The following is a 17199-nucleotide window of genomic DNA, read 5'->3' as shown; positions in this document are numbered from 1 at the left end:
GGGGGCAAGGTGGGCGTGTGGCGTCAGTATTCGACGCCGATCTGCGCCTTGATGCCGGAGCGGAAGGGGTGCTTGATCAGCTCCATTTCCGTGACGAGGTCGGCGGCCTCGATCAGCTCGTCCTTGGCGTTGCGCCCCGTCAGAACGACATGGGTCATCTCGGGCTTTTCGGTCTGGAGGAAGGACACGACCTCGTTGATGTCGATGTAGTCATAGCGCAGGGCGATGTTGATTTCATCGAGCAGGACCATGTGGTTGGCGGGGTCGCGGATCAGCTCCTTGGCCTTTTCCCAGGCGGCTTGGGCCATCTCGGTGTCGCGGTCGCGGTCCTGAGTTTCCCAGGTGAAGCCCTCGCCCATCGTGTGAAAGGCGCAGGTGTCGGGGAAGTGCTTGAGGATCAGATCGCGCTCGCCCGTGCTCATGCCGCCCTTGATGAACTGGACGACGGCACATTGCATGTCGTGGGCGATGCAGCGGAAGATCATGCCGAAGGCGGCGGAGCTTTTGCCTTTGCCCTTGCCGGTGTGGACCATGATCAGGCCCTTCTGGTCGGTCTTGGTTGCCATGATCTTGTCACGGGCGACCTTCTTCTTGGCCATCTTTACCGCGTGGCGGGCACTGTCGTCGGTCATGGGTGGTCTCCTTGAGGCGTGAGGGGCTTGGCGAAGGTCAGCGAGGTTGGCCGATCATAGCCCGGATGGGCGGTGCTCGCGATCTCTCGAAAGCCGAGGCGCTGGAAGGTGGTGTGATTTTCGGTCAGCTCGATCCGGGTTTGCAGCTGGATCGTTGGCAGGTGGAGCGCGCGGGCACGGGCCTCGGCGTGGGCAATCATCTGGCGGGCGAGGCCCTTGCCGCGATGACCCTGCGCGGTGGCCAGTTTGCCCAGGTATAGGTGGTCCGGTTTTGGCGTCAGGATCATGCAGGCCAGGAGGGTATCGGCGTCGTGCAGCGCCCAGACCTCGGCTTGCGCGGCGTCTCTCGCCAGCGTTTGCGGGGTCATGCGGTGCAGGGAGGAAGGCGGGTCGATCCGGCCCTCCATATAGGCGAAGGCCGTGACCAGCAGCTGGTGCAGTGCGGTGAAGTCATCCGTAGGGGTGAGGCGTTTCGGTCGCATTCAGATCAGCGCCTCGATCCGGGCTCGGGCGGAGTTGGAGCGTGGGGTCCAGAGGCCACGGTCGATCGCCTCTTGCAGACGTTGCGCGATCTCGGCCAGCGCGGGGGCATTGTGGTCGGCTATGAACTGGCGCGTCTCGTCGTCCTCTAGGAAGGCAGCCTCGACAAGGTCGAAATGGTGGTTCTTCACGGCATTGGTCGTGGCGGCGAAGGCGAAAAGATAGTCGACGGTCGCCGCGATCTCGAACGCGCCCTTGTAGCCGTGGCGTTTGACGCCCTCGATCCACTTGGGGTTCACCACGCGGGACCGGATGACGCGGGACAGCTCCTCGTCCAGCGTGCGGATGACCGGGCGTTCGGGGCGCGAGTGGTCGTTGTGGTAGAGCGGCACGTCGGCCCCGCGCAGGGAGGCGACGGCGGCAGCGGCACCGCCCTCAAACTGGTAGTAGTCGTCGCTGTCGAGAAGGTCGTGCTCACGGTTGTCTTGGTTTTGCACGATGCCCTCGGTCTGGGCGAGGCGGGCGCGCAGACCTTTCGCGTCACGGGTGCCTTCGTCCTTTGCGCCGTAGGAATAGCTGCCCCATTCGAGGTAGGCCTCCGCGAGGTCGGCGCGCTCGTTCCAGAGGCGTTCGTCGATCATCGCCTGCAGGCCTGCGCCATAGGCCCCGGGTTTGGAGCCGTAGACGCGGGATTGTGCCTCGCCTGCGCGGGCGCGGGCGGCGGCGGGGTTCATGTCGTCGGGTTCGTCCAGTGCCTGAACGGCGCGGGAGGCGCTGTCGACGAGCGCGATCAGCTGCGGGAAGGCATCGCGGAAGAAGCCGGAGATGCGGAGGGTCACGTCGACGCGGGGCCGGTCGAGGGTGGTCAGGGGCAGGATCTCAAAGCCCGTCACGCGGCGGTTGGCGGCGTCCCATTGCGGCTTGACGCCCATCAGGGCGAGGGCCTGGGCGATGTCGTCGCCCCCCGTGCGCATGTTCGCGGTGCCCCATGCGGTCAGCAGCAGGGTGCGGGGCCAGTCGCCCTGGTCCTGCAGGTGCCGTTCGATCAGCAGGGTGGCGCTTTTCCAGCCCAGAGCCCAGGCGGTGGGGGTCGGCACGGCGCGGCTGTCGACGGAGTAGAAGTTGCGCCCGGTTGGCAGTGTATCGAGACGGCCGCGGGTGGGCGCGCCGGATGGCGCCGGGGCGAGGAAGTGCCCTGCAAGGGCGGTGAGGAGGCCCGCCCCTTCGCTGGGGCCGCAGGCAGCCAGAGTGGGGGCGATGGTCTGGGTGATCTCGTCCAGCACCACGCGGGATGCGGGGCCGGGGGCCTGCGCTGCGCCGTCCAGCAGCGCGGCGGCGAACAGCTCCAACCGCTCGACGGTGTCGCCGTTGCTGCGCCAGAGGCTGGTGTCGAGCTGGGCCAGCACCTCGGGGCGGGGGCCGGCCCATGGGGCGGCCATCTCACAGTCCAGCGGATCGAATGTCATCGCGAAATCGGCGGCGAGGGCGCGGGGCAGAGAGGCGTCCTTGCCCTTGCCTGCGCCCCGCGGGATGCGTGTCAGCGCGAGGAGGAGGTCTCGCGACAGCCGCCCCTCTGGCGACTGGCCGAAGACATGCAGACCGTCACGGATCTGTGCCTCTTTCAGCTCGCAGAGCCAAGCGTCGAGTTTCGCAAGGTCACCGTCCTTGTCGCCGGTGAAGCCCGCATCCTTGTCGACGCCGGTGACCGAGGTCAGCGACAGGATCTCGCGCGACAGGTGGGCGATGCGGCGCGGATCGACGCCGGCGGCCTCGTAGTATTCATCGACCAGCGCTTCGAGGTCGCGCAGGGGGCCGTAGCTTTCGGCGCGGGTCAGCGGTGGGGTCAGGTGGTCGACGATGACGGCCTGCGTGCGGCGCTTGGCTTGCGTGCCCTCGCCCGGGTCGTTGACGATGAAGGGGTAGATGTGGGGCATGGGGCCGAAGACCGCCTCGGGGAAGCAGCTCTCGGACAGGGCGACGGCCTTGCCGGGCAGCCATTCGAGGTTGCCGTGTTTGCCCATGTGCACCAGCGCGTGGGCGCCGAACTCTGCGCGCAGCCAGATGTAGAAGGCGAGGTAGTTGTGCGGCGGGGCGAGGTCGGGGGCGTGGTAGGTCTCGGTCGGGTCGATGTTGTAGCCGCGCGCGGGCTGTATGCCGATGACCACATTGCCGTGTTGGAGGACGGAGAGCTTGAAGCCGGGCGTGGCGCTGCTGGTGGGGCGACCCTCCGGGGGGAGTATTGCGGGCAAGAAGAAGGGGTCGGCTTCGGGTGGGCCCCAGCGGTCGGTGACCTTTTGGCGGATGTCTTCGGGCAGGGCGTTGAAGTGGTTCAGGTAGGTGGCGAGGGAGAGGGTGACGCCGCCGGCTGTGGTGGCGCGGTCGGTCAGCCAGTTGGTGGGGCCTGCGAGGATCGCCTGCATCAGCGCGTCGCTGTCGGTGGGTATATTTTCGACGGTGTAGGTGTTGCGCGCCAGCAGGTTGAGGGCGTGGACGGTGGCGGCGGGCGTGTCGAGGCCGACGCCATTGGCGAGGCGGCCGTCCTTGTTGGGGTAGTTGGCCAGGATCAGGGCGACGCGGCGGTCGGGCGCAGGGGTGCGGCGCAGGCGGATCCAGTTGGCAGCGAGTTTGGCGGTGAAGGCGATACGGTCGGGGCGGGCCTGATAGACGGCGATGGGGCATTCGGTGGCGGCGTCAAAGTGGCTCTGGCCCTTGAAGCTGATGGCGCGCGACAGGATGCGACCGTCGATTTCGGGCAGGGCGACGTTCATGGCGATGTCGCGGGCGGAGAGGCCGGAGAGGCCCTCGGCCCAGGCGGCCTCGGACGAGGCGGCGAGGACCACCTGGAAGACCGTGGCGGTGTTGGCCGATGCTTTGGCGAAGGGGTTCTGGTCGCCCGCATCGCCGTGCGGCGAGCCGGTGGCGAATGCGGTGCAGTTCAGGATCGCCTCGGGGTGGGTCTGCGAGAAGAGGTGGTCGAGGGTGGCGGCGGAGACCGGGTCTTTCAGCGAGGCGACGAAGACGGGCAGGGGGTTGAGGCCTTCTGCTCGGAGAGCGCGGATCAGGCCGTCGATGGGGGCGAGTCCGGCGCCCTGCACCAGCGCGCGGTAGAAGACGATGGGGACGGTTGCCGCGTCTTTGGTCCAGTGGGCTTGGAGAGTGTCGAGCGTGGGTTTGCTGGTGCCGGGCCAGTAGAGGCCCGCGCGCAGCAGCGGTGTGGCGGGGCTGGGCTTTTCGCGGTCTTCGATCAGCGCGCGGCAATACTGCAGGAAGCCGGTGGCATTGGCCGGGCCGCCCTCGACCAGGTAGGCCCAGAGGGCGTCGTAGTCGGCGTCGGGCAGGGTGGAGAGGGCGCGCAGCTCGGGGTCGGGCTTGTCGTCGCCGGGCAGGGCGAGGAAGGGGACTCCCGCGGCGTGCAGGCGGGCGGAGAACTGTTCGATGCCGTAGCGCCAGTAACCGGTGCCGCCGAGCACGCGGGCGATGACGAGGCGGGATTTCGTCGCGCAGTCGTCGAGGTGCAGGTCAACCGACATCGGGTGGGTCAGGTTGGAGAGTTGGGCGAGGCGCAGCGAGGGGGCCTCTGGCATGGCCGCGCGGGCCTGGGAGAGGGCGGCAAGCTCGGTATCAGCAGCGGAGATCAGCACGACATCGGCGGGGGTCTGGCTGAGGTCCACGGCCTCGACACCGTCGTCGATACGTCCGGGGGTGGCGGCGAGAAGATGCATGGGGCCTCATTTCAGGGCGCCGGAGGGCTGCGGGGCAGGGCCTCCGGCGGAAGTATTTGGGGCAAGATGAGTGAGCCGTCAGCCTTGGGCGGACGTGAGCGGCTTTTGCATGAAGACAGAGACGCCGTTGTCGGGGTAGTCGCCGAAGACGCCGCAGCGGGTATAGCCGTGGCGCTCATAGAGGCGGCAGGCGGCAGCGAGTGCGTCGCCGGTTTCGAGGCGCAGCAGGGGGAGGCCTTCGGCGCGGGCCTGGTCTTCGATCTGGCGCAGCAGAGCGGCCCCGATGCCGCGGCCACGGGCGGCTTCGTCGGTGTAAAAGCTCTTGACCTCGCCGTAGCCTGTCTTGATCTGCAGGGCGGCGCAGCCGAGGACCTCATCGCCGATGCGGGCGATAAAGAAGCGGATGTCGTCGGCCAGCAGGGCATCGTGGCTGAGGAAGTGGTTTTCCTCGGGGTTGTAGAGCCGGCGCATCAGCGCCTGTGAGGCGTCGAGCAGGCGGGTTGCTTCGGGGGTGTTGGGAGCAGAGGCTTCGACGACAATCATGCGGCGAGGGCCGTCTCGATTGCGGCGCGGTCGAGGCCTGTTTGACCGATGACCACGAGACGGGTTTCGCGCGGCCCGGTGCCGAAGGGCTGGTCAAAATAGCTGTCGATGCGCGGGCCGACGGCCTGGATGGTCAGGCGCATCGGTTTGCCGGTGACCGCCGCGAAGCCCTTGAGGCGCAGGATGTCGTGTTCGGCGATGATGGCCGAGACCTTTGCCGAGAAGGCCTTGGGGTCGGTGATTTCGGGCAGGGTGACGACGAAGCTCTCGAATTCATCGTGATCGTGGTGGTGGTGATCGTCCTCGTCCTCGTCGTCGTGATCATCCTCATCATCGTGGTGGTGATGGTGGACTTCGTGACGCGCCTCCATGTCGGATTCGGCGCCGATGCCCATGCCCAGAAGCACGTCGACGGGCAGCACACCCATGGCGGAAGAGACGACCTGTACGGAGGGGCGCGCGCCGGTTTTCAGCGCGTCCATGGTCAGCGCCAGTTCGGTTTCGGAGAGCAGGTCGGCCTTGTTGACGACGATCATGTCGGCACAGGCGAGCTGGTCTTCAAAGAGCTCCGACAGGGGTGTTTCGTGGTCGATGCTGTCATCGGCGTCGCGGGCGGCGGAGACGGCTGCCTCGTCATGAGCAAAGCGACCCTCGGTCACGGCGCGGCCATCGACCACGGTGACGACGCCATCGACGGTCACCTGCGTCGAGATCGCGGGCCAGTTGAAGGCGCGGATCAGTGGTTGCGGCAGCGCAAGGCCAGAGGTTTCGATCACGATATGGTCGGGCTTGTCGGGGCGGGCCAGCAGGGCCTCCATCGTCGGGATGAAGTCTTCGGCGACGGTGCAGCAGATGCAGCCGTTGGACAGCTCCATGATGTCCTCATCCCGGCAGGCGCTGTCGCCGCAGCCCTTGAGGATGTCGCCATCCACACCGAGGTCGCCGAATTCGTTGATGATCAGGGCGATCCGCTTGCCCTTGGCGTGGGTCAGCATGTGGCGGATCAGCGTCGTCTTGCCGGCGCCGAGGAAGCCGGTGATGACGGTTGCGGGGATTTTTGCGGGCATGGGGAGGCTCCTGCGGAGTGGCTGAAAAGCAAAGCGGCGCCGGAGGGAGGCCCCCCGGCGCGCCGTGTCGCGATAGTGTCAGATCAGGCGCGGTTGAACAGGCGCGGCGTGGTCAGGCCGGATTTCGACAGCCCGCGCAGCGACTTGGCCCCGGCCAGGACGGCGAGGTCGGCCAGCGGCTCAATCAGGACGACCATCATGTAGGCGCCACCGAAGGTGAAGACCGAAGTGGTCGTCGCGGCGGTGAAGCCCTGACCGTAGAAGGCCCAGAAGGCGACCCAGAGCACGACACCGCCCTGATAGGCGGTCGAGAGGGCGAGGGCGTCGCGGTACTTGATGTCGACATAGGGCGTGTCGCTGGAAATCAGCTTGTTCGCCAGCGCGCTGACGGCAAACAGCGGCACCAGCAGGGTGGTGACGTTGGCGCCGTATTGCGGCAGATCGAAGGGCGCGAAAAAGACGCCCTGCAGCAGCAGGCCGAGGGCGAGGGCGACGGCAGCAGGCGCGGCACCCAGCAGCAGGAACAGCGTCGAGCCAAGGATGAAGTGCACCTCGGAGATGCCGACCTGGAAGTGCGGCAGCAGCTGGAAGAAGGTGAAGACGGCGCCAGCACCCACCCCGATGCGCGCCAGAAGCGAGCCGAGGCCCTTTTCGCGCAGGGCGGTTACGCCCAGTTTCACGGTATAGGCGGCGGCCCCTGCGGCGGTGGCGTAGGACAGGACCATTTTGGCCGGATCAAGCAAGCCGGGTTCGATATGCATTTCGGGTCTCCTTGGCCGTCACACCCGACGGCCCGATGGGTTACGTTCCTGCACGGCCGGTCTCCTGGCTGGCGGCTCTGGCGCAGTCCTGGCCTTCCCGGGCGGACCCAGTGGCATGTCAGGCGCTGCTTGCCGCGTCACAGTCGCGGGGGCGGCTGCGGCGTTCGGGCCCCTGTGTGGGTCACCCTTTTCCGCATTCCCGTTTCACCCCCTGGATGCTTTGCACCGACGCGGGGGAACCGTACCCGGACAGGAGTGCCGTGGATGCCCCCTTGCCGTCAAGCGCCATTGCAGGCGGCATTGCGTCGATTTTGACGTGAGAGCGGCGGGGCTTTGCCTGTATGGCCGCAATATCTTGTGGAAAACCCAAGGAGGCGTCCCATATCCTGCGGCGTTATCGTTGACACCGATGCCCCTGACCCGCAGTCTTTCGAGCACACTAGGAATCACCCCTCGCCCCTGAAAGGCACAGGCAATGCGCTTTTCCAGATTACGGCTGACCGGCTTCAAGAGCTTCGTCGACCCGACCGACCTGATCATCAGCGAAGGTCTGACCGGCGTTGTCGGGCCGAACGGCTGTGGCAAGTCGAACCTGCTGGAGGCGCTGCGGTGGGTCATGGGCGAAAATCGCCCCACTGCTATGCGCGGCGGCGGCATGGAGGATGTGATCTTCGCCGGTGCCTCGACCCGGCCCGCGCGCAACTTTGCCGAGGTCTGCCTGCATATTGACAACCATGACCGCCTCGCGCCCCCCGGTTTCAACGACGAGGATCAGGTCGAGATCGTGCGCCGCATCACCCGCGACGTCGGCAGCGCCTATAAGGCGAACGCCCGTGACGTGCGGGCGCGCGATGTGCAGATGCTGTTCGCCGATGCCTCGACCGGCGCGCATTCGCCCGCGCTGGTGCGGCAGGGGCAGATTTCCGAGCTGATCAACGCCAAGCCGAAAAGCCGCCGTCGCATTCTGGAAGAGGCCGCCGGGATCTCCGGCCTTTATCAGCGCCGCCATGAGGCTGAGCTGAAGCTGAAAGGTGCCGAACAGAACCTGACCCGCGTCGATGACGTGGTCGAGCAGCTGGCCCAGCAACTGGCAGCGCTGGAGCGTCAGGCGCGTCAGGCCGCCCGCTATCGCGCCATAGGTGGAGAGCTGCGTCAGGCCGAGGGGCTGCTGCTCTACCGGCGCTGGCGCGAGGCGGATGAGGCGCGCAACGTGGCGCTGGCCGAGTTGCGCGAACGGGCGACCCTGGCCTCTCAGGCAGAGCGCAATGCACGTGACGCGGCCCGTGTGCGCACCGAGCTGGAAGAGACCCTGCCGCCCCGCCGCGAGGAAGAGGCCATTGCGGCCGCCGTCCTGCAACGCCTCGTGGTGCAGCGTGACGCGCTGGCCGATCAGCAGACCCGCGCCATGCAGACGATCATGACGCTGAGGAACCGGATCGAGCAGCTGGTGAAGGACCGCGAGCGTGAGGCGGGGCTGAACCGCGACGCAAACGAGACGATCGAGCGGCTGGAGTGGGAGGCGCGCGAAATCGCCAAGGCCCATGACGGCCACGCGGATCGCCTCTCCGAAGCGGCTGAGTTGTCTGTCGAAGCCGCCTCGGTCCTGACGGATCGTGAGGCGGATCTTTCGCAATTGACAGAAGACGTTGCCCGTCTCGCGGCGCGTCACCAGTCGGCACATCGCCTGCTGGATGACAGCCGCAAGACGCTGGCCCGCAGCGAAGCCGAGGCCGAAAAGGCCCTTGCTGCCGTGGCTGAGGCCCGGGCAATTTCCGAACGTGCTGACGAGGAGTTCGAGGGCGCTGTCGAGGCTGAAGAGATCGCACGCGGCACGGTGGAGACCGCCGAGGATACTCTTGCCGAGGCCGAGGCCGCCCGTGCGCAGGCGCAGTCTGAGGAAACCGACGCCCGCGCCGCGCGCTCCTCGGCGGAGGGCGAGGTGAATGCGCTGGATGCAGAGGTGCGCGGGCTGTCGAAACTGGTGCAGCGCGACACCTCCGAGGGCGGTCAGGTGCTTGACGTGCTCAAGGTCGCGCCGGGCTATGAGAAGGCACTTGGCGCGGCACTTGCGGATGACCTGCGTGCGCCCGTCGTGGCGGGGGATGGGCCCTCCGGATGGGTGACGCTGCCGGCGTATGATCTGGCACAGCCGCTGCCGCTTGGCGCGGTACCCCTGTCGGATTTCGTCACGGTGCCCGCGGTTTTGCAGCGCAGGATCTCTCAGATCGGTCTGGTCGAGGCAGGCCAGTCGGCTGATCTGCAGGCGCAGCTGCAACCGGGTCAACGGCTGGTCACGGTGGCGGGCGACCTCTGGCGTTGGGACGGCTTTCGCGCCTGGGCCGAGGATGCACCCTCTGCCGCGGCGCTGCGCCTTCAGCAGCTGAACCGGCTGGAAGAATTGCGCGCCGAGCTGGAACAGGCAGAGAGCCGCGCTGAGGTCGTCCGGGATGCCCACGAGGTGCTGACCGAACGGCTAAGTGCTTTGTCCGCCGCAGATAAAGCGGCGCGTCAGGCGCGTGTCGATGCCGATCGTCTGCTCGCCGAAGCCGCCCGCCGGATGAGCCGCGCCGACGCCGAGCGCAATATGGCAGAGAGCAAGCTTGAGGCCCTCGGGCTCGCCGTCACACGCCACGAAGAAGATGCTTTGGCAGGGCGTGTCCAGCTCAGGGAAGCCGAGGCAGGCGTCGGGGATCTGGAAAATCTCGACGATGCCCGCGCCGGAATCGAGCAGCTGCGCATGACCGTTGAGGCCGCGCGGATGGCTATGATCTCACGCCGGGCCGGGCATGACGAGATCCGCCGCGAAGGCGAGGCGCGCACCCGTCGATCCCAGGAAATCACAAAGGAAACAAGCGGCTGGCGTCATCGGCTGGAAAGCGCGGATCGGCGTATGTCCGAACTCGACGCACGCCGGGACGAGGCTGAGGACCAGCTGGGCGAAGCCATGGCCGAACCCGAGGAACTGGAGGCCCGCCGCGAAGAGTTGAGCGAGGCCATCGAGGAGGCCGAGGCTCGGCGCGCCCGGGCTGCGGACCTGCTGGCCGAGGCCGAGGCGCAGCTGCGCGAAGCGGTGGCGAACGAACGCGACAGCGAACGCACGGCAAGCGAAGCCCGAGAGGCGCGCGCCCGGGCCGAGGCGCGGGGCGATGCGGCGTCCGAAGCCGTGAGTTATGCGGCCGAAAGGATCGCTGAGGCGCAGGAAATGACGCCGAAGCAATTGCTGGAAAGCCTTGATATCGAAGTGGAAAAGATGCCGGCCTCCGAGCAGATCGAGGCCGATGTGAATCGCCTGAAACGCCAACGTGAGGCACTCGGCGCCGTCAACCTGCGCGCTGAGGAAGACGCCAAGGAGGTGCGCGAGGAGCATGACACCCTGGTGTCGGAAAAGGCCGATCTGGAAGAGGCGATCCGTGCGCTGCGCAACGGAATTTCCGGCCTGAACCGCGAGGGTCGCGAGCGCCTGCTGACTGCGTTTGAACAGGTGAACAGCAACTTCTCCCTTCTTTTCAGGCATTTGTTCAATGGCGGTGAGGCCAACTTGGTGCTGGTGGAGAGCGAGGATCCCCTTGACGCTGGGCTCGAGATCATGTGTCAGCCCCCGGGCAAAAAGCTGTCGACACTGAGCCTGTTGTCAGGCGGCGAGCAGACCTTGACCGCTATGGCATTGATCTTCGCAGTCTTTCTGGCCAATCCCGCCCCGATCTGCGTGCTGGACGAAGTCGATGCGCCGCTGGATGATGCCAACGTGACACGGTTCTGCGATCTGCTGGATGAAATGTGCCGGCGCACCGACACGCGATTCCTTATCATTACGCACCACGCAGTGACGATGGCGCGAATGGACCGTCTTTTCGGCGTGACGATGCAGGAGCAGGGGGTCAGTCAGCTGGTCTCGGTCGATCTCAAGAAAGCTGAGCAGATGGTCGCCTGAGGCCGGTAAACCAACGTCGGTATCCGGTCGGTATTCAAGACGGTATCTGAACGGTGCAATTTATGATTTTTTCGCCGGGGTCTCCCCGCATGGAAGTCATGGAGGCTCGCAGCGTTGGATGCCTCCGGCGGAAGTATTTCCGGCAAGATGACAAAGAGCCTCCCCGACATGTTTCCCTGTTGAAAATATCCCGGGGAGGGAGGGCCGCAGGCCCGGGAGGGGCAGCGCCCCTCCTCCGCTGTGTTGTTCAGAGCCGGTTCAGCAGCTCGGGGGTGGGCCAGGCGTCAGCGGGCAGGCCAAGCTGCTGCTGCACGGTTTGTACAGCCTCGCGGCTTTTTTCACCCAGGATGCCGTCGGCGCCGCCGACGTCAAAGCCTTTTGCTTGCAGCTTTTGTTGCAGGGACTTCAGCTGTGGCCCGGTCAGGCCTGTGTCGGGTGTGCGCGGATCGAACAGCGGAGCACCGCTCAGGCGGGTCGCGAAATAAGCGGCGGTCAGGACGTAGGTAAAGCTCTGGTTCCACTCGAACAATGTCGAGAAGTTGGGGTAGGCGAGGAAGGCCGGGCCGTGGCGTCCCTGAGGCAGAATGATCGAGGCGGGCAGGTTGGCGCTTTGCCATTGGCCTGAGCGGGGCTGGACCCCGAGGGATTGCCACTTGGCCGGGGTCTGGGTGGTGCGCAGTCCCGTTTGGGACCAGTCCATTTCTGCGGGCAGGGTGATTTCCTGCAGCCAGGGTTGGTTCGCGGCCCAGCCGAGGCCGCGCAGCATCTTGCCTCCGGACATCAGTGCGTCGGGGGCCGAGGTCTTGAGACGGACATGGCCGTCGCCATCGCCGTCGACACCGTTCTCAAGGATGTCGCCGGGCAGCATCTGCACCATGCCGATCTCGCCTGCCCATGCCCCGGTGGTTGCTGTGGGAGAGAAATCGCCCTGTTCGTAGAGCTTCAGTGCGGCGAAGATCTGCGGGCGGAACAGCTCGGGGCGGCGGCAGTCGTGGGCGAGGGTGACCAGAGCGTTCAGGGTGTTGAAGTCGCCCTGGAAGCCGCCGTAGTCGGTCTCGAACGCCCAGAAGGCCAGCAGGATACCCGGCGGCACGCCGTAGCCCGACTGGATGCGGGCGAAGGTGTCGCTGTATTGCCTGGCCTTGCGCGCGCCGTTGTCGAGGCGGTTCTGCGAGATCAGGCGGCGCGAGAAGCTGGTGAAATCGAGCTGGAAGACGCCCTGCTTGCGGTCGGCGTCGATGACCGACTGGGTGTAGTTGGCTGAAGCGAAGAAGGCTTTGACCTGCGCCGCGGCGTGGCCCTTGGCGATCGCCTCCTGCTGCAGCCCTTGGACGAAGCTGCCGAAGGGGCCTCCGCAGGTTTGTGCCAGCGCCGGGAGCGGGGCCAGCAGGGCGAGCGAGGTCAGCAGGGGGCGCAGGGTCATCGGGCATATCCTTGGCGTCAGGGTTCGGCGAAACCTACGCAGGCGGGCGCGAAACGGCAATGACGCCGGATCAGAGGATCCAGACCAGCAGAGAAACGCCCAGCAGGCAGCCCCAGAGGTGCCAGAGGCGGGTGCAGGCGGCCTCGATATCGCGGGCGCTGGCGAAGTGGCGCCCGGTGGGGTGAACGAAGGGGTAATCGCGCAGCTCTCCGTCGTAGGCGCGCGGGCCGGACAGGGCGACATCCAGCGCGCGGGCCATGGCCGCTTCGGGCCAGCCGGCGTTGGGAGAGCGGTGGCGGTTGGCCTCGGTCACGATGGCGCGCCAGTCGTTGAGGTGACCTGAGAGCGCGGCGAGGGCGAGGGCCGAGAGGCGTGCGGGGATCAGGTTGAGCAGATCATCAAGGCGTGCAGCGGCCCAGCCAAAGCTCTCATGTCGGGGTGTGCGGTAGCCGATCATCGAGTCAGCGGTGTTGATCAGTTTGTAGATCAGCAGACCGGGCAGGCCCGCGATCAGGAACCAGAAAGCCGGGGCGACGACTCCGTCGGAGGCGTTTTCGGCGGCGCTCTCAATCGCGGCGCGGGCGACGGCGGGGCCATCCATCTGGGCGGTGTCGCGCCCGACGATCATGGCGACGGTGCGGCGCGCCTCGGGCAGGGAGATACGTAGCGCGCGGGCGACGGCGGCGACGTGCTGGACCAGACTGCGCTGCGCCAGCAGGATTGCGGCCAGCATCAGTTGCGGCAGCCAGCCGAGGGCGGCGATGGCGCTGCCGAGGGTCCAGCCGATCAGTACCAGCACCAGCGTCAGGGCGACGCCGCGCAGGCGGCGATATTGGCCGTGGTTCATCTGCTCGTCCGCCCAGCCGATCAGGCGGCCCATCAGGACGGCGGGATGCGGCAGGCGCGACCAGAGCCAGCGCGGCTCGCCCAGAGCCGCGTCGAGCAGCAGGGCGAGGGTGAGGATGGCGGCATGGCTCATGCGAGGGCGGCCCCGATGTGCGCCCAGCGGTCCGGGGCGGGCAGGCCGAGGCGGATCCAGGTGGGGGAATAGGGGAAGATCCGGCTCCAGATATGGTGGCGGGCGAGGCGGGTTTGCAGGGCCGCCGCGTCGGGCACTGTGTAGAGGCGGAACAGCGGGGTGCCGCCGGTCAGGGTGGCGCCGTGGCGCGTCATCAGGGTGTCTAGGTGGGCGGCGTCCGCTGTCAGGCGGGCGCGGGTGGCCTCGGCCCATGCGGTATCACTGAGTGCACAGGTGCCGATGTGCAGGGCGGGGCCAGCCACGGGCCAAGGGCCGAGCATGTCCGACAGTCTTGCGAGGCGCTCTGGCGCGCCGATGACGAAGCCGAGGCGCAGACCGGCGAGGCCCCAGAACTTGCCGAAACTTTTGAGGATCAGCGTGGTGTCGGGCGCTGAGGCGACATGGGAGCGATCTGGCGCCACGTCGCAGAAGCTTTCGTCCAGCACGGTGAGGGGGCTGGTCGGCAGGGTGTGGTGGAACGCGCCGGTGGGGTTGTTGGGGTGGACGAGGACGGTGGCGCTCTGCCCCGGCGCGGCAAGGGCATCGACCTGCCAGCCGAGGCGGGCGAAAGCGGCGGCGTGTTCGTTATAGGTCGGGCCGGGGATATGGACGCGGCCCGCAGGGGCGAGCGCGGGTATATGGGCGATGGCAGAGGAGGCCCCGGGCACGGGCAGGATGGCACGGCCTTCAGGCACGTTCCAGACCGCGCGGGCGGCGGCGATCAGGGCATCATGCGCGGTGCGGTCGGGCAGGGCAGTCCATGCCTCGGGCGGCAGGGTGGGCAGCGGGTAGGGCACGGGGTTGATGCCGGTGGAGAGGTCGGCCCAGTCGGCGCGGCTGCCGCCGTGGCGCAGGATCGCCGCGTCGAGGTTGCCGCCGTGATCGCGCTGGTCGCTCATTCGGCGGCGTCCGGCAGGGGCGGGTGGCGCGTGACGAAATGACCCTTCACCCCCTGTGGCCACTGGCGAAAGGGGACCTGTCCGCTGGCGCTGTCCTGGTGCAGGGCGGCGTAGTCGGCGATGGCGGCGGCGTCTTCCTCCGTGCCCTCGAAGCGGCCCAAGGTGTAGCAGAGCTTGCCCGCCGCCTGAATCGCGACGTTGCAACCATGCGCACAGCCCATCAGGCAGGACACCCGGCGGGTCGCGACGCCAAGCGCGGCGGCGAGGGGCTCGATCCGCTCGGCCAGCACTTCGCCATCGGTCTTTTGCGCGGCGGCGGCATCCCAACCTTCGCGCTTGCAGGTGTCGCAGATGGTGATCCAGGTTGTCATGAGGTGCCCTTGCCTGCCAATGTCTGTAAGCGTCCGCCCGGCCCGAGGTAGCCTGTCCGCGCGCCGCTGTCGCCGCTTTCATCGCAGTCGGCGGAAAATTGCAAACCGTTAACCGCGCCGGGGGCTCGGCAAGGAGTTGTTAAGGATTTGTTATCAATTGAGTCTGATAGTCATATTTAAGAAATCTTGACTTAACGTCGACGTATCCGCTGAGGGTCGTTCATGAAGGGCAGTGCCTTGGGTGATATCCACGAGAGATCTTGGGGCATGTCCCGGCCGGGGGATCGGCAGGGCGAGCCTCGGCAGATGCGGGTTCTGGTTGTGGAGAGCGAGCCTCGGCTGGGCTGGGTCTGGAAGCGCCATCTGGACCGGCAGGGCTGCGAGACGAGCCTTGTGCATGGTCAGGACGCGGCCATCGAATGCCTGCGCAACGAGGATTTTCAGGTCATCGTGCTGGATCTGGTGCTGACCAAGGGCTCCGCGCTGGCGGTTGCCGATTTCGCCAATTACCGCCGGCCCGAGGCAAAGGTGATCTTTGTCACCAACACCTGTTTCTTTTCTGACGGGTCGATCTTTCAGCATGCCACCAACGCCTGTGCGATGGTGAACTCCGATGCGCCGCCGTCGGATCTGGCAGCCATGGTTGAGCATTTCGGCGCATTCTCAAGTCAGACCGCCTGAGGCGGGCGGGCCAGAGGGGAGCGGGCCAGAGGGGAGCGGGCAGGCCAGAGAGCCCACCCGCGCCGCAGGTCAGCTTTTCGGCAGGCTTTGCAGCGAGGCACGGTCCCGGCCATGCGGTGCCCAGAGGTCGAGGTCAGGCGTGATCGGCAGGATGCGATAGGGATTGATCGTGTCGTGGCTGTAGTAATAGTGCCGCGTGATGTGATCGAAGTTCACCGTCGCCGCGACGCCGGGCCGCTGGTAAAGCTCGCGCACATAGTCCCAGATGTTGGGGTAGTCGACGATCCGCTTGAAGTTGCACTTGAAGTGGGTGTGGTAGACCTTGTCGAAGCGGATCAGCGTGGTGAACAGACGCCAGTCGGCCTCAGTCACGCGATCACCCAGCAGATAGCGGTTCTCGCTCAGCATCGCCTCGACCCAGTCCAGACTGTCGAACAACGGGCGCACGGCCTCGTCATAGGCCTGCTGAGAGGTGGCGAAACCGGCCTTGTAGACGCCATTGTTGATCGTGTCGTAAACGCGGTCATTGATCGCTTCGATCTCGTCGCGCAGCGGTTCGGGCCAATAGTCATCGCGGTTGCCGGTCAGCCCGTCGAAGGCCGAATTGAACATGCGGATGATCTCCGAGCTTTCGTTCGAGACGATGGTGCCGGTCTGTTTGTCCCACAGCACAGGCACGGTGACGCGGGTCGAGGCATCGGGCTGTGCGCTGGTGTAGACCTCATGCATATAGCGCAGGCCCATCAGCGTGTCGCCGCTCGCGCCGTCGAAATCGGTGCGGAATTCCCAGCCCTCCCCCAGCATGTCCGGATGCACGACCGAGACGGAGATGTGATCCTCCAGCCCTTTCAGCGCACGAAAGATCAGTGCCCTGTGCGCCCAGGGACAGGCGTAGGAGACATAGAGGTGATAGCGCCCGCTCTCGGCGGCAAAGCCGGCTGTGCCGGTCGGCCCGGCGCTGCCGTCCGGTGTCACCCAGTTGCGGAATTGCGACGCCGAGCGGACGAATTTACCGCCGGTTTCCTTGGTGTCGTACCATTTGTCCTGCCATTTGCCGTCAACCAGTAGGCCCATCCTGCGCTCCTCCGCGTCGTGTGAAGTCAATGTCTGTTGGGGGTCAGGTAAGGCGGATGTCGCCACTGACCAATCCCGACAGGCGCGCAGTCTTCGTGCGACCCTGCACATCGACGGCGGGCTTCCCCGGTTCCGGGCTTTGGCGGATTGCGTCAGGGGGGGGCCTCGGCTATGCAAGAAGAGAGACGAGCCCGACACGGGCCGGAAAGGAGTGCGCCGCTGTGGCTGACCCAGACAGGGGGCCAGGGGGTGCGTCGTCTGGATGCGCGGTCGGCGGTGCAACACCCGTGACCGCAGCGCCTTTCCTGCACGCGTGCCGGGCGAAGCCCGACCAGGAAAGGATGTGAAGATCATGTTGAAACTCAGACCCGTCGCCGCGCTTGCGGCCCTGATGTCGGGCTTTGTCGCACCGATGCCGGCTGCGGCCCATCCCGGCCACCTCGCGGATGTCGCAGGCCATGGCCATTGGCTGGGGGCAGCGGCGCTTGGGGCGGCCATCGCCATCGGGCTGTGGAAAGCCTATGCGGATCGCAAGGACCGCGACCCGGACGCTGAAACCGACGCTGACGCTGAAGATCTGCAAGAGGCCTGACCCAT

At 66.6% G+C, this 17199-nt stretch carries 14 protein-coding genes and 1 riboswitch; of the genes, 3 read left to right on the top strand and 11 right to left on the bottom strand.

All coding sequences use genetic code 11. The features are described 5' to 3' along the window. Positions 1-23 precede the first annotated feature (23 nt). From cobO to F3W81_RS12810, 6 genes are all read right to left on the bottom strand, one after another. On the bottom strand, positions 24-632 hold the full coding sequence (gene cobO / locus F3W81_RS12835; RefSeq protein WP_193079545.1) for a cob(I)yrinic acid a,c-diamide adenosyltransferase: 609 nt from the start codon (positions 630-632) through the stop codon (positions 24-26). Beyond that, complete coding sequence (locus F3W81_RS12830) at positions 629-1114, bottom strand: GNAT family N-acetyltransferase (protein WP_193079544.1); 486 nt, start codon at positions 1112-1114, stop codon at positions 629-631. The genes cobO and F3W81_RS12830 overlap by 4 nt, the downstream gene beginning before the upstream one ends. Beyond that, on the bottom strand, positions 1115-4834 hold the full coding sequence (gene cobN, locus F3W81_RS12825) for a cobaltochelatase subunit CobN (protein WP_193079543.1): 3720 nt from the start codon (positions 4832-4834) through the stop codon (positions 1115-1117). It abuts the gene before it with no gap. 78 nt (positions 4835-4912) lie between these two features. Then, positions 4913-5377 carry a GNAT family N-acetyltransferase gene (locus F3W81_RS12820; RefSeq protein ID WP_193079542.1) on the bottom strand — a complete coding sequence of 155 codons (465 nt, stop codon included), beginning with the start codon at positions 5375-5377 and terminating at the stop codon, positions 4913-4915. Further along, entirely contained in the window at positions 5374-6444 is a 1071-nt protein-coding gene (cobW, locus tag F3W81_RS12815) for a cobalamin biosynthesis protein CobW (RefSeq protein WP_193079541.1), read from the bottom strand. The genes F3W81_RS12820 and cobW overlap by 4 nt, the downstream gene beginning before the upstream one ends. An 83-nt stretch (positions 6445-6527) precedes the next feature. Further along, positions 6528-7205 (bottom strand): energy-coupling factor ABC transporter permease, encoded by a 678-nt coding sequence (locus tag F3W81_RS12810; protein ID WP_193079540.1) that lies wholly within the window; start codon positions 7203-7205, stop codon positions 6528-6530. Positions 7206-7242: 37 nt separating this feature from the next. Next, a riboswitch (cobalamin riboswitch) is annotated at positions 7243-7464 on the bottom strand. Positions 7465-7680: 216 nt separating this feature from the next. On the opposite strand from F3W81_RS12810, the gene smc reads away from it, so the two are divergent. Continuing rightward, the gene (smc, locus tag F3W81_RS12805; protein ID WP_193079539.1) at positions 7681-11136 is read left to right on the top strand and encodes a chromosome segregation protein SMC; all 3456 of its coding nucleotides are present in this window, start codon (positions 7681-7683) and stop codon (positions 11134-11136) included. A gap of 247 nt (positions 11137-11383) precedes the next feature. Here smc and F3W81_RS12800 read toward each other — a convergent pair whose 3' ends face one another. The 4 genes from F3W81_RS12800 to F3W81_RS12785 form a co-directional block, all read right to left on the bottom strand. After that, positions 11384-12559 (bottom strand): lytic murein transglycosylase, encoded by a 1176-nt coding sequence (locus F3W81_RS12800; RefSeq protein ID WP_193079538.1) that lies wholly within the window; start codon positions 12557-12559, stop codon positions 11384-11386. A gap of 70 nt (positions 12560-12629) precedes the next feature. Beyond that, complete coding sequence (gene cbiB / locus F3W81_RS12795) at positions 12630-13538, bottom strand: adenosylcobinamide-phosphate synthase CbiB (RefSeq protein WP_193079537.1); 909 nt, start codon at positions 13536-13538, stop codon at positions 12630-12632. Then, positions 13535-14476, bottom strand: a complete 942-nt coding sequence (locus tag F3W81_RS12790; protein ID WP_193079536.1) for a threonine-phosphate decarboxylase — start codon at positions 14474-14476, stop codon at positions 13535-13537. Before F3W81_RS12790 ends, cbiB begins: the two co-directional genes overlap by 4 nt. Next, positions 14473-14847: a DUF1636 family protein gene (locus F3W81_RS12785; RefSeq protein WP_193079535.1), complete on the bottom strand. Its 375-nt coding sequence runs from the start codon at positions 14845-14847 to the stop codon at positions 14473-14475. The genes F3W81_RS12790 and F3W81_RS12785 overlap by 4 nt, the downstream gene beginning before the upstream one ends. A 306-nt stretch (positions 14848-15153) precedes the next feature. Here F3W81_RS12785 and F3W81_RS12780 point away from each other — a divergent pair, with 306 nt between their 5' ends. Further along, the gene (locus F3W81_RS12780; RefSeq protein WP_193083855.1) at positions 15154-15528 is read left to right on the top strand and encodes a DNA-binding transcriptional response regulator; all 375 of its coding nucleotides are present in this window, start codon (positions 15154-15156) and stop codon (positions 15526-15528) included. A 69-nt stretch (positions 15529-15597) separates the two neighbouring features. Here F3W81_RS12780 and F3W81_RS12775 read toward each other — a convergent pair whose 3' ends face one another. Next, entirely contained in the window at positions 15598-16602 is a 1005-nt protein-coding gene (locus F3W81_RS12775) for a glutathione S-transferase family protein (protein ID WP_193079534.1), read from the bottom strand. 352 nt (positions 16603-16954) lie between these two features. Here F3W81_RS12775 and F3W81_RS12770 point away from each other — a divergent pair, with 352 nt between their 5' ends. Continuing rightward, the gene (locus F3W81_RS12770; RefSeq protein ID WP_407692445.1) at positions 16955-17194 is read left to right on the top strand and encodes a DUF6732 family protein; all 240 of its coding nucleotides are present in this window, start codon (positions 16955-16957) and stop codon (positions 17192-17194) included. Positions 17195-17199 lie beyond the last annotated feature (5 nt).

Origin of the sequence: Pseudooceanicola spongiae, assembly GCF_014899185.1 — a bacterium.
Lineage (GTDB): Bacteria > Pseudomonadota > Alphaproteobacteria > Rhodobacterales > Rhodobacteraceae > Pseudooceanicola > Pseudooceanicola spongiae.
The sequence above is the reverse complement of the archived record's forward strand: the minus strand, read 5'-3'. Positions and strand labels throughout refer to the sequence as shown.

Excerpts from the sequence above, each read along its gene's own strand:
- cobN (WP_193079543.1), bottom strand. The coding sequence starts at position 4,834 with ATGCATCTTCTCGCCGCCACCCCCGGACGTATCGACGACGGTGTCGAG.
- F3W81_RS12785 (WP_193079535.1), bottom strand. The coding sequence starts at position 14,847 with ATGACAACCTGGATCACCATCTGCGACACCTGCAAGCGCGAAGGTTGG.
- F3W81_RS12780 (WP_193083855.1), top strand. The coding sequence starts at position 15,154 with ATGCGGGTTCTGGTTGTGGAGAGCGAGCCTCGGCTGGGCTGGGTCTGG.
- F3W81_RS12790 (WP_193079536.1), bottom strand. The coding sequence starts at position 14,476 with ATGAGCGACCAGCGCGATCACGGCGGCAACCTCGACGCGGCGATCCTG.
- F3W81_RS12800 (WP_193079538.1), bottom strand. The coding sequence starts at position 12,559 with ATGACCCTGCGCCCCCTGCTGACCTCGCTCGCCCTGCTGGCCCCGCTC.
- smc (WP_193079539.1), top strand. The coding sequence starts at position 7,681 with ATGCGCTTTTCCAGATTACGGCTGACCGGCTTCAAGAGCTTCGTCGAC.
- F3W81_RS12810 (WP_193079540.1), bottom strand. The coding sequence starts at position 7,205 with ATGCATATCGAACCCGGCTTGCTTGATCCGGCCAAAATGGTCCTGTCC.
- cbiB (WP_193079537.1), bottom strand. The coding sequence starts at position 13,538 with ATGAGCCATGCCGCCATCCTCACCCTCGCCCTGCTGCTCGACGCGGCT.
- F3W81_RS12820 (WP_193079542.1), bottom strand. The coding sequence starts at position 5,377 with ATGATTGTCGTCGAAGCCTCTGCTCCCAACACCCCCGAAGCAACCCGC.
- cobO (WP_193079545.1), bottom strand. The coding sequence starts at position 632 with ATGACCGACGACAGTGCCCGCCACGCGGTAAAGATGGCCAAGAAGAAG.
- cobW (WP_193079541.1), bottom strand. The coding sequence starts at position 6,444 with ATGCCCGCAAAAATCCCCGCAACCGTCATCACCGGCTTCCTCGGCGCC.
- F3W81_RS12775 (WP_193079534.1), bottom strand. The coding sequence starts at position 16,602 with ATGGGCCTACTGGTTGACGGCAAATGGCAGGACAAATGGTACGACACC.
- F3W81_RS12830 (WP_193079544.1), bottom strand. The coding sequence starts at position 1,114 with ATGCGACCGAAACGCCTCACCCCTACGGATGACTTCACCGCACTGCAC.
- F3W81_RS12770 (WP_407692445.1), top strand. The coding sequence starts at position 16,955 with ATGTTGAAACTCAGACCCGTCGCCGCGCTTGCGGCCCTGATGTCGGGC.